We start from the raw sequence: 6,933 nt of genomic DNA, 5'->3' as shown, positions 1-6,933 counted from the left end.
ATATGGGAAATGACAAAAACGATGAACTGGGACGCCGTGCAGCTTCCGTTCTTTAAAGACGCTCCAGGCGTCGGTTCGCAATTGGAGCCATGGTATGCCGAAATTACGCGGCAAAGCAAACATAAGGAGGATGCTTTTAACGTCATTGCCTACATCACCTCGGATGAGATTCAGACGAAGCTGGCTCGCCAAGGCATTGTCCCTATTACCGTTAAACCGGATATTATAAATCAATTTGGCAAAGACAACCCTATCTTTCAAGGGAAAAATGTTCATGCGTTTATTCCATGGACAAAATCCAAGCCGGCTCCGTCGCCATCGCGATCGATATATGTCGGTGCCGCCGCGCCGAAGTTGTATTCATGGTCTTATAAGATCATTGCCGGCGACATAGACATGAACACCGGTTTAAGAAGCGCCCAGGAAGAAGCTGAAAAAGCGGTTAAGGAAGCAATGTCCAAATAACAGGAATCGTGGCGATATAACTTCTTTCGCCAAGAGCCCAAACCTATAAAGAGGTGTGACCATCGATATGGATAATGTCGAACAATCCGTTGACGAGAGACGATTGCAGAGCGATCCGACTGAGGATAAGCCGGGCAATATCAAAATCAGCCGGCGGAAGCTTCTCGGAGTGCTGGGCATGACCGGCGCCGCCTTCGCGGCGAATGAAATCCTGGGCGCCGGCGACAATTTGCTGCAGGCGAAGTCCGTGAGTGAACAAGTGTACGGACCGGACTCGAGTCTTCCGCCTAAAGATGCGCAGCACCCGTCTCCACCCCAGTCTCCATTTAAACATAATGTGTTGGCTGATCGTGATATGGCTGAGGCGCATCCAGCTAGTGCCATTGTGGATGTGAGCGGGAAAAGTCAGCAGCAAATCAATGATAATCAAATGCGAAAAAATGGCGAATGTTTGTCTGTTAAAGACTACGGTGCAGTCGCTTCAGAACACTTAGTGTCGGATTGGTATTCAGTTGGTTCGCCAAATTATAAAGGTTATGCTGATTTAGCAGCTGTGCAAGCGGACTACCCGTTTATTGTAGATGGTTCAGAGTCCATAGATTATGTAGCATTTCAAGCAAATGTTTATGATTCGATATTCATAGGAACTAATAAAATCTTCATTCCATTTGATAATGCTGAAAAATATTACCTGAACCGCACAGTAAAGATTCCTGCTTCCGGCTTCTTGATTGAGGGCAATCGCACACCTTCTTACCATGTCCATAATCAAGGAGGATATATTTATGCTAACGAAACCGTAACCAATCTATTTAATTACGGAGTTGGTGGGGCTTATGCCTCAAATCAGCTGACCCTTGATGGGATTGCAATGTTGGGTAAAGGTGGAAAAACTCAGACATTTATGTTACACGATGCTAATAATAATGGTCCGCATCGCGGGGTTGCCCTAAAAAATTGTTCTGGTCGTGATTTTGACAACATTATTAAACTGGACCCTACTAACCCAACATATTTATCAGCAGCTAATGTAGTTGTTGACGGTTCGTGTTGTTTTATTAATAACAATAATGTTGTTAATGCTGTTCAGCGTTTATTTGGTATGCGAATCTCCGGGATCCAGTCTGAACAAGGAGCAAGATACACGGGTTATATCGATGGCGGTGTGACTGTTGTAGACAACATGTTAGAGGGACAAAGCAATCCGATCACAATTGAGTCTAATCAACCGTCAGTTGTCATTCAAAACAACTATTTTGAGGCAATTAGCGGCGATTATCTCTCAAAAACAAAAGGCACTAATGTAAATGCCATATTTGATGAGCGTCCTAACTACATATCTTCGATAAACTCTACTGACATTCATCGATTATCTGGAGTTGTTAGACTGCACGCGCCGTATGCGTATCATATTCGTAATGATCGCCATAGCCTTTATAGCTTGATCGGTGCAAACCTGGCAATCGGGTCTAAATTTTCCGGCGCTGCGTATATCGGCACAACTGATTCCACTGACGGCGCTGCTGGATTTTGTGACCCGACTGCACTTCAGGCAGCAAGAAGCACAGCGAAATTCCAAAAGTTTATTGGCTCTGATGTATTAGACACTCCAACAGGTAAAACTTACTCTGGTTTAAAATCAACAGGAACGTCCGCATTCATCACAATAAATGCAGCGGGATGGAATGTGGGAGATATTGTTACAGCAGTAGCATTGGTAAAAATACCTTACAATGTAGCTCCAACCATGTCGATATATGCAAATACCGGAGAGGTAATCGGTGCATTGGGACAAAACACAATGATGAAGATGGCAGATGGCTGGCACATTATGTTTATCAGTCGTGCAGCAGCAGTTGCATCAACAACAACAAGGTTTAAATTTGTTTCTACGGCTGAAATTCAGGTGGCTGCTGTAGGGGTTGATGTAACGCCGCAAGCAGATTTTAAAACATTCAACGGTATTCAGCGTGCTGAGATTCAGGTATTTAATCCATTGCAAGTAAATGCCGAAACGCATACATACCGGGATGTGCGAACATTGATTATCCCTGCTATTGCTGCGGGAGCGTCGTACACGACAGCAAGTATCAGTGTTTTTGGTGCAGCAGTTGGTGATGCAGTTGTGTGTACCCCGAATACGGATACACAGGGGTTAGATTGGTTTGCGCGTGTTAGCGCGGCACACACCATTGAATTGCGTATCGTTAATCGAACAGGTGCTGGTGTTACACTTGATAGTGTCCAATGGAATACAAGAGTATTTAAATAAGGATTTTACCGGAGCGGAGGAGAGGGAACGATGAGTAAAATACGTACTGCCGTAGTCGGTCTGAATATGGGGCTTGGACATGCGCACGCTTATAAATTGGCGGAGCGCTCCGAGCTGCGCTGGGTATGCGATCTGGATGAAGAAAAAGCGGCGACAGTCGCGGCCGAACTGGGCTGCAATTATACGACGGACTGGACGAAAATGATCGACGATATCGATGCCGTAAGCCTAGCTACACCGCATCATCTGCATGCATCGATGGCTTTGACAGCGATTACCGCAGGCAAGCATGTGCTGCTTGAAAAACCGCTCGCCAACTCGGAAGCGGACTGCCTTCAAGTGATACAGGCGGCGGAACAAAACAACGTTACGCTGATGCTTGCATTTGTTGTGCGTTTTTTGCCGGCGATCCGCAAGCTGAAAGAGGCGGTAGACAGCGGCAAGTACGGCGTGCCGATCAGTGCGCAAGGCTGGGTTGAAGGGTTTTTGACCCCTGCTCCGGGAACTTGGTTTGCCAGCAAAGAACGACTCGGCGGAGGCTGCTTGTTCAGCCATGGATGTCACTTTATCGACATCCTGCTCTATTTGCTCGGGGAGCCGGCGAAAGTGTCGCATTTCGGTACGCGCGTCGGCACCGATTGGCTGGAAGGAGAAGGAACGTCGCACGGCATCATCGAGTTTAAGAGCGGAGCGCTGGCACATCTCGTAACGAGCTGGGGCATGCGCTACCAAAAAACGCCAGCCAAATTCCAAATTCATATGACAGAAGGTTTTTTGGAGCTGGACAACAGCATGTGGACCGTTACGGCGATCAGCAAAGACGGAACGGAGACGCTGTACCAACGACCTGCCGAATATCCGAACCGAGCGGGTCAAACCGTATTGTTCGAGATCGAGCATTTCCTGGACTGCATCGCAACCGGCAAACGCCCAGAAACCGATGGACATGAAATTTTGAAATCGCACCGGACGATATGGGCGATGTATGGCAGCCAAGGCGTTCCTGTACAAGTCTAATTCAACGAGCAAGCCAAGAAGGGAGAACTTAGGATGACGATTAAAGCAGGATTTATCGGCTCTTACCGTTCCTTGGAAGAACGCCGCGAAGTGGAGACCGACTACTCGGTGCTGCGTTCGTTGACGCAGGCAGGAAAAGGGGCATTCCTATGAAACCGTCCGTAAAGCTGGCCTGCATGACGTTGATTTATACGAAGCATCCGTTAGAGCTGTCGCTAGCATCGATTGCCAAAGCCGGATACAAGTATGTTTCGTTCGGTTTGCCGCACGAAGGCAAGCCAGCGTTTGACGATCAGGCGGAAGGAGAGGCGGAACGCATATCGGCCCTGCTCGACAAGTACGGCCTGAAGCCCGTATCGCTCGTCAGCACCGATGTATTGGATCCGGGCCAGCCGTTCGAGCGGGCGATTGCGCGGCTCGATTTTGCAAAAGCGATCGGCGTCGAGGAACTGCTGTCTACGGGTACGACGAGCTACCGGCGTTTTCCTGGCGAGCCGTTGACCGAAGAAGAAATGCGGGGACGTGATCAAGCTTTTGCCGACAAATACCGCCAAGTGGGCGAAGAAGCGGGCAAGCGCGGGCTTGTCGTGTCGATCAAACCGCATACCGGCAACACGGCGACGGCGGAAGTGATCGCCAAAACGCTCAAGACGATTGATTCGCCGTATATCGTAGGCAGCTACGATCCAGGCAATGTGCGGTTTTATGAAGGCGTCGATCCTGCCGTCGATTTCCCGGCGATCGCGGCGCAAACCGTATCACTTGTGGCAAAAGATCATCAAGGCGCTCGCACGGAAGCCAATTTTCCTCTCCCTGGACAAGGCGATGTCGATTTTGCCGCGATATTCGCCACGCTGCGCGAGGTGAACTTCACCGGTCCGGTTATCGTCGAACGTTTAGACGGGGACGGCAAATACAATGCCAACAGCCCGATCGAAGTGCTTGACGAGCGTATTGCTGCCGCGCGCGTCAATTTGGAGCGGCTGCTCGTTCAGGCCGGATTCGATGTATAAGCATCAAGAAAGCGAAGGGCGTTTGCTTCGACGCGGTGCTTGCGCCGGAGCGGGCCTCCTTGCAGCAATTGAAGCTGCTCTGAGGGTTGCTGCCCTTTTTGTCCTCTCCGGGCGTGATATGAAGGAGGGAGCAGAGCGCAGCGGGAAGGAGAGGAGCGATCCCCATGTCGCGATCGGGCGAGACGAGGATTACGAGCATTCCGGGAAAAAGGCGTTTTCAATTCGACTGTTTGCCCAAATCTCCAGAGCTTAAGGAGTACGGGACCATTTCCTTGTACCAGTTCGGTGATTTGACCTGTGACGCGGGCTTCGAGCTAGGCGAGCACAAGCAGGTGTGCTACGAAATTACGTATATCGTCTCCGGCAAAGGCTGGTTTGCAACGAACGGTGTCCGCTACGAGGTGCAGGCCGGCGATTTGTATATCGGCTTGCCCGGCGAGCTGCATCGGGGAGGTGCGGATGCGGGCGATCCGTTCCGTTATTTTTACGTAGGCTACCATTTCAATCTGAACGAAAGCGACGGCAGCTGGCTGCTGCCGATCAAGCAAATGATCGACAACAAGCAGTCGCCGCTCTGCAAAGGCCGGCTCGATGTACGCTCCCCTTTCGTAAACGTGCTCAAGGAGCTTAGCAGCGTTACCCCGTTCTCGCATAAAATGATTCAGCTCTATTTGGAGCAAATTCTCGTTCTGACGTACCGCAACTTTTTTTCGGACTGGCAAGCCAAATATCCCGGCGAGGGAGCGAAGCACGGGACGAAGAGGGCCGTCTACGCCGCGATTCAATATATCGACGACCATCTGCTGAAAATCGGCGACTTGAAGGAAGTATCCGACGCTTTGGGCTACAGCCTCTCTTATTTGTCCCACCTCGTCACTCAAGAAACCGGGGACAATCTTCGCAGCATCTGTGCAAAGCGCAAATGGGAGAAAACGGTCGAGCTGCTGAAGGAAGGCAGCTACAGCATCACGGAAATCGCCGCGATCATAAAATACAATTCGATCCATACATTCAGTCGCGCCTTCCGCAAAACGTTCGGCATGTCGCCCTCCCGGTATATCCGGGAGAGGATCGGAGAGAGCCCCGGCGAGATAGCCGAACCGAGATAGGACGAAACCTCCGTTTCCACGTTAGTGGGACGGAGGTTTTTTGTGTGTCTGTCGTACCCAGTTCGGTTACGTATTGCGTATACAGGCAACACACATAAATAGACCGAATATTGCATTCAGCAGACCGAAAGCTGCAACAATCGTCCTATAACTTGTGCAAGGCAGCGCTTACAATGTTTATAGCATTATTTTTCTATGCGAAAAAACAAAGGGAGGCAAAAAGGATGGAGAAAAAGAAATACGGCAAACGGTATCAGTTGTTCTTGATCGCGGCTATGATGCTGTTTGCTTCAGCATGCGGGGCAGACAAGGGTGCTAAAGAGGGCGGCAAGGGGGAGACGAAGACCAAGGAGCCGGTCGAGCTTGCGTTTTACTTTCAAAACGGCAATTGGACGGAAGAACGCTTTATGGATTTATTCGGAAAACATATTCAGGCCAAGTTTCCCCACATAACCCCGAAACTTATTTTGCAATCGAAAGGACCCGTAGAGGATTTTATTGCGTCGGGAACTATGGTCGATATATGGTTCAATACGGCCAGTTCCGTTCCGATGAACATAAGTATGGCTATCGACTACGATATGTCCGAGCTGATCAAGAAAAACAACTTTAATTTGAATCCGTTAGAGCAGACGTCGATCGAACGGATGCGCAGCATGGCCAACGGCGGGCTTATCGGACTGCCGTACAGCGCCGAGCTGTCCTTGCTGTATTATAACAAAGACTTGTTCGATAAATTCGGCGTTCCTTACCCGAAAGATGGCATGACCTGGGATGATATTTACCCTTTGGCGAAAAGCTTATCGCGAAACGATGGCGGAGTGCTTTATCGCGGCATCAGGTTTAACGTTGCATTCGGCCTTCTCTACAACCAGTTATCCGAAGCGTTTGTGGACCCGAAGACAAACAATCCGACGCTCCAGACAGACAAGTGGAGAAAAGTTATTGATAATATGACGCGACTTTATCAGATTCCTGGCAATGAAGCGACAGTACCCCAAATCACTAACCCGCTGAAAGGATTTTTTGAAGATAAAGATACTGCAATGTTTGTCGG

The 6,933-nt window shown here is 49.5% G+C and carries 6 protein-coding genes; all 6 read left to right on the top strand.

Annotated features, from left to right (window positions below):
• The first annotated feature begins 21 nt into the window (after positions 1-21).
• Positions 22-465, top strand: a complete 444-nt coding sequence (locus FE783_RS37025; protein ID WP_138884416.1) for a type 2 periplasmic-binding domain-containing protein — start codon at positions 22-24, stop codon at positions 463-465.
• Between the two features lie 67 nt (positions 466-532).
• Positions 533-2,737 carry a hypothetical protein gene (locus FE783_RS37020; RefSeq protein WP_138884415.1) on the top strand — a complete coding sequence of 735 codons (2,205 nt, stop codon included), beginning with the start codon at positions 533-535 and terminating at the stop codon, positions 2,735-2,737.
• A 30-nt stretch (positions 2,738-2,767) separates the two neighbouring features.
• On the top strand, positions 2,768-3,754 hold the full coding sequence (locus FE783_RS37015) for a Gfo/Idh/MocA family protein (protein WP_138884414.1): 987 nt from the start codon (positions 2,768-2,770) through the stop codon (positions 3,752-3,754).
• A gap of 149 nt (positions 3,755-3,903) precedes the next feature.
• Positions 3,904-4,767 (top strand): sugar phosphate isomerase/epimerase family protein, encoded by an 864-nt coding sequence (locus FE783_RS37010; RefSeq protein WP_138884413.1) that lies wholly within the window; start codon positions 3,904-3,906, stop codon positions 4,765-4,767.
• Positions 4,768-4,931: 164 nt separating this feature from the next.
• Positions 4,932-5,876: an AraC family transcriptional regulator gene (locus FE783_RS37005; RefSeq protein WP_138884412.1), complete on the top strand. Its 945-nt coding sequence runs from the start codon at positions 4,932-4,934 to the stop codon at positions 5,874-5,876.
• 224 nt (positions 5,877-6,100) lie between these two features.
• The coding region (locus FE783_RS37000) for an ABC transporter substrate-binding protein (RefSeq protein ID WP_158302175.1) at positions 6,101-6,933 on the top strand (833 nt) is incomplete at its 3' end.

The sequence above is a fragment of the Paenibacillus mesophilus genome, assembly GCF_005938385.1.
Lineage (GTDB): Bacteria > Bacillota > Bacilli > Paenibacillales > NBRC-103111 > Paenibacillus_AB > Paenibacillus_AB mesophilus.
The sequence above is the reverse complement of the archived record's forward strand: the minus strand, read 5'-3'. Positions and strand labels throughout refer to the sequence as shown.

What these genes read in the sequence shown, in the direction of transcription:
- FE783_RS37020 (WP_138884415.1), top strand. Translation starts at nt 533, where the DNA reads ATGGATAATGTCGAACAATCCGTTGACGAGAGACGATTGCAGAGCGAT.
- FE783_RS37005 (WP_138884412.1), top strand. Translation starts at nt 4,932, where the DNA reads ATGTCGCGATCGGGCGAGACGAGGATTACGAGCATTCCGGGAAAAAGG.
- FE783_RS37015 (WP_138884414.1), top strand. Translation starts at nt 2,768, where the DNA reads ATGAGTAAAATACGTACTGCCGTAGTCGGTCTGAATATGGGGCTTGGA.
- FE783_RS37010 (WP_138884413.1), top strand. Translation starts at nt 3,904, where the DNA reads ATGAAACCGTCCGTAAAGCTGGCCTGCATGACGTTGATTTATACGAAG.
- FE783_RS37025 (WP_138884416.1), top strand. Translation starts at nt 22, where the DNA reads ATGAACTGGGACGCCGTGCAGCTTCCGTTCTTTAAAGACGCTCCAGGC.